The sequence below is a fragment of the Deltaproteobacteria bacterium genome (assembly GCA_016210005.1).
Classification (GTDB): domain Bacteria; phylum Desulfobacterota; class Binatia; order HRBIN30; family JACQVA1; genus JACQVA1.
In genome coordinates, this window is record JACQVA010000171.1 from 1 (window position 1) to 3,456 (window position 3,456).

5 protein-coding genes are annotated in these 3,456 nt (G+C 64.9%); 1 reads left to right on the forward strand and 4 read right to left on the reverse strand.

What is annotated here, in order from left to right; genetic code table 11:
* Positions 1–116 precede the first annotated feature (116 nt).
* The 4 genes from HY699_16790 to HY699_16805 form a co-directional block, all read right to left on the reverse strand.
* A complete protein-coding gene (locus tag HY699_16790) occupies positions 117–653 on the reverse strand; it encodes a hypothetical protein (protein MBI4517462.1) in 537 nt (178 codons plus the stop codon).
* A 78-nt stretch (positions 654–731) separates the two neighbouring features.
* Entirely contained in the window at positions 732–1,232 is a 501-nt protein-coding gene (locus HY699_16795) for a hypothetical protein (protein MBI4517463.1), read from the reverse strand.
* The gene (locus HY699_16800; GenBank protein MBI4517464.1) at positions 1,229–1,576 is read right to left on the reverse strand and encodes an HPF/RaiA family ribosome-associated protein; all 348 of its coding nucleotides are present in this window, start codon (positions 1,574–1,576) and stop codon (positions 1,229–1,231) included. The genes HY699_16795 and HY699_16800 overlap by 4 nt, the downstream gene beginning before the upstream one ends.
* A gap of 71 nt (positions 1,577–1,647) precedes the next feature.
* Positions 1,648–2,631, reverse strand: coding sequence for a TerC family protein (locus tag HY699_16805; GenBank protein MBI4517465.1), 984 nt, complete (start codon positions 2,629–2,631; stop codon positions 1,648–1,650).
* A 90-nt stretch (positions 2,632–2,721) separates the two neighbouring features.
* On the opposite strand from HY699_16805, the gene HY699_16810 reads away from it, so the two are divergent.
* The coding region (locus tag HY699_16810; GenBank protein MBI4517466.1) for a LysR family transcriptional regulator at positions 2,722–3,456 on the forward strand (735 nt) is incomplete at its 3' end.

Below are 3,456 nucleotides of genomic sequence, written 5' to 3' on the forward strand. Positions count from 1 at the left end.
ACCGCCCGCCGCTCGGCTTGACCCTCTCCCTGCTGCTTCCTGTCCACGGCTCTGGTTCTGCCATAAACGCCCCCACAACGCCAGCGCCGCTCCCACGCTTCAGCAACATCGCGGGCTTAGCCGACTATGACAGGACCCTGCTTCGAGCCCAGGCCCAAGAAGCCGCCAGCGGCTTCGGCGACCTGGCGCGCTTGCTGCAGCAGCTCCGTCTTGAGCGCGTCCCGCTGTTCGGCCGACAGCGTCGTGCAGAGGCTCGCGATGTACTGCTCCCACATCTTCCTCAGCCTGGTGTGCGGCCGCTCCGACAGGCAGCTCGCGAGAAGCTTGTGACCGGCGCTGGTCTCTTCCAAGCCGGCCGCCTTCGCGGCGGTGAGGATCGCCTGTTTCTCGGCGTCCTCCACCTTGCCGTCGGCCCACGCGACTTCGACCAGGGGCACGAGCGACAGTGCGGTCAGAGTGTCCGCGCTGATCCCCAATGCCACCAGCTGATCGAGGAGGACGTCATCCGTGATATGCGACGCTGCGGCGAGCGCCGCGCGCGCTGCCCGCCGCTGCTCGTCGGTGCGACGCCGCGCTATGAGCGCGGCGTCCTGGCGGCGAAAGAAATCGTCCTCAAGTGCCTTTCTCCGGTCCCCGAACAACTCGTTACTCATGCTCAACTCCTTCTCGGCCGGTGGCGCGCGTGCGGCTCTTCACCACCTGACAGCCTGCTGCTGATAGGCTGATAGCGCTTACTGGATACTGGATAACGGAGGCGCGCGATGCCTTCGATCTCCGTCTTCCGTCGCCCAATCTGAAGACGTGGTAAAGCATAACGCGATCTCCCGCAACTCACCGAAACCCGCCCACCGCAGCACGGCTGCCACCACCGACCGCGGCGGCGCGCCGCGCGGGTGGCCGTTGCTCGCGCGCGCCAGGGCTGCCTCCTCCGGTGCCGGCGCGCTCGATTGTGGCGAACTCACAAACGCGCACCGCAGGCAGTGGCGCGCATCGCCGGGCGTCGTGGCGTAGCAGGTCCCGTGCAGTGATCGGCGGCAGCGCGTGCACGCGGCGGTCACGTTATCGTCGATCCGGCGCACGTTCCAGGTGCGGCCGTGGATCGCTACGCGCACCACACCCTTCCGCTGCACCCGCTCCGCCACTTGCTCAACCAACAGCTGGCGATCGTATGGCTCACGCGCCGGCAGCACGATGCCACCGCCGGCGAATGTGACATGGGCTGCGCCGTTCATGACTGGTCCTCCGTCGGCACAAAGCTGGGGCTGTCTTCCGTCGGGTGCATTCGTGCGAGCGCACGGGCCACTGCCCGCTGGGCGCGGTCGGCTCCGCGGTCGATCGCCGTTTCGAGGTCGGTGGCGGTGTCCTCGACCACGACCTCCCCGCCGCGACGAAGCTTCACGACGATGCGGCACTGCTTGTCGACGCCGCCGCGCGGACCGTTGAGGTCGGCGAACTGAACGGTCACGCGGTCGATGCAGTCCGCGAACCGGCTCAGCGCAAAGCGCAGGCGCCGCTCGATCCGCTCGATCACCGCCGGTGCCAGGAGCAGGTTCCGTCCCTTGATGTGGAGCTGCATACGATCCTCTTTCAGAGCTTTCTGAGCACATCTTATTCAAGGTCAGTCGCGCCTGATTCCATCAGGAAGGACTACGACACCACGCGCGGAACGTCGCCAGTAGCCTTCTCTTTCGCCGCAACTGGTTGAGTGACCACGGGCGGCCACAGAAGCGAGGCCAACACCGACACGCCAAGGAGAGTAGCCACGGCGCCGAGCGAGACGGCAATCGGGATGGGGTACAGGTCCACCAGGAGCATCTTCGTCCCGACAAAGGCGAGCACCAGCGCCAGACCGGGCTGCAGATAGTTCAAGCGCTGCACCGCACCCGCCAGCAAGAAGAACATCGCGCGTAGTCCGAGAATGGCGCAGATGTTCGACGTGAAGACGATGAACGGATCCCTCGTCACGGCGAAGATCGCCGGGATCGAGTCGATCGCGAACACGAGGTCGCTGGTCTCAATGCAGACCAGCACGAGCAGCAGCGGGGTCGCATATCGCTTCCCGGCTTTCACCACCGTGAAGCGCGATCCGTGGTACTCGGGGACCGACGGTATGAATCGCCGAAACAGCCGGAACAGCGGGTTGCGTTCCGGGTGCTCTTCGACGTCGCGTCGAAGGAGCATCTTGATGCCGGTCAGGACGAGGAAGGCGCCGAACACGTACATGACCCAATGGAACCGCTCGATCAGGGCCGCGCCCACCACGATGAAGAGCGCGCGCATGATGAGCGCGCCCAGAATGCCCCAGAACAGCACGCGGTGCTGATACGCCGCGGGGACGGCGAAGGCCGAGAAGATGACCAGGAAGACGAAGATATTGTCGACCGCGAGCGCCTTCTCGATCAGGTAGCCGGTGAGGAACTCGAGGCCGCGCTCGTTGCCGAACTGCACGTAGACCCAGGCGCAGAAGAGCAGGGACAGCGCAATCCAGATCACGCTCCACACCATGGCCTCGCGGAAGCGAACTTCGTGCGCGTTGCGGTGGAAGACGCCCAAATCGAGCACGAGCATGGCGAGAATGAAGCCGATGAATCCGATCCAGAGGGCCGGGGTGCCTATGCTGAGTGTGTCCATTGCTGCCCAATATAGAAGTCGGCTGATCGATGGTCCAATAGATAATGCGAGTGCAACGCATCGGAAAACCCGATATAGGGCCAGACGCCCATGGAGTGGCTGAACTACCATCACCTGCTGTATTTCTGGACCGTCGTGCACGAGGGGAGCGTGTCGCGTGCAGGCGCGCGCCTGCGGCTGGCGCAGCCCACCATTAGCGGCCAGCTGAGAGCGCTGGAGAACGTCCTCGGGGAGAAGCTCTTCAGGCGCGTCGGCCCCAAGCTGGTGCTGACGGAGGTCGGGCAGATCGCCTATCGCTACGCGGACGAGATCTTCTCGCTGGGGCGCGAGCTGCAAGACACACTCAAGGGACGACCGGTGCGACGGCCGGCCCGAGTGATGGTCGGCATTGCGGATGTCGTGCCCAAGATGATCGCCTATCGCCTCCTCGAGCCGGCGCTGCAGCTAGAGGAACCGGTCCGGATCATCTGCCAGGAGGACAAGTCCGAACGCCTCCTGACCGAGCTGGCTCTCCATACCTTGGACGTGGTGCTGAGCGATGCGCCAATCGGGCCCAGCATCAAGATCCGGGCCTTCAGCCATCTGCTCGGCGAGTGCGGTGTGACGTTCCTTGGCGCAGCGAGGCTTGCCCGGAAGTATCGGCGCGGCTTCCCTCGCTCGCTCGACGGTGCACCGGTCTTACTCCCGACGGACAACACGGCGTTGCGACGTTCGCTCGAGCAGTGGTTGTGTCCTTCCGGTGAGCATGCATGCGCGCTGACGTCGCGTTCGACTAACCTCCCCGGCCATCTCGACGAGAGGAGGATGGTCGAATGGCAAGGGAGA

Coding starts and splice junctions, on each gene's coding strand:
- HY699_16790 (MBI4517462.1), bottom strand. CDS start 653: ATGAGTAACGAGTTGTTCGGGGACCGGAGAAAGGCACTTGAGGACGAT.
- HY699_16795 (MBI4517463.1), bottom strand. CDS start 1,232: ATGAACGGCGCAGCCCATGTCACATTCGCCGGCGGTGGCATCGTGCTG.
- HY699_16805 (MBI4517465.1), bottom strand. CDS start 2,631: ATGGACACACTCAGCATAGGCACCCCGGCCCTCTGGATCGGATTCATC.
- HY699_16800 (MBI4517464.1), bottom strand. CDS start 1,576: ATGCAGCTCCACATCAAGGGACGGAACCTGCTCCTGGCACCGGCGGTG.